Here is a 217-nt window from a genome sequence, read left to right as displayed (position 1 = left end):
TACTCCAGGCAACGAAGGCGATGTGGTCAAAGTCACCATTACCGCTGACCAGGTTTCCGTCGCCGAGAACGTCAAACCAACGTTCACCGTCCACATCAACACCGCGCTGGCCCACGACCTGGTCGTGACCTTGAGCAACAACGCCACCGTCACCATCAAAGCCGGTGAAACCAGCGCGCCGTACACCCACGAAGCGCAGGGCGACGACGTTTACAAA

At 58.5% G+C, this 217-nt stretch carries 1 protein-coding gene; it reads left to right on the top strand.

Annotated features, from left to right (window positions below):
- A partial coding sequence (locus tag HU750_RS27065; RefSeq protein ID WP_186683403.1) for an immunoglobulin-like domain-containing protein occupies positions 1–217 on the top strand: 217 nt, incomplete at both ends.

Source organism: Pseudomonas sp. SWRI50 (assembly GCF_014269095.1).
Lineage (GTDB): Bacteria > Pseudomonadota > Gammaproteobacteria > Pseudomonadales > Pseudomonadaceae > Aquipseudomonas > Aquipseudomonas kermanshahensis.
Note: the sequence above shows the minus strand (reverse complement) of the source record. Positions and strands in the feature narration are given on the sequence as shown.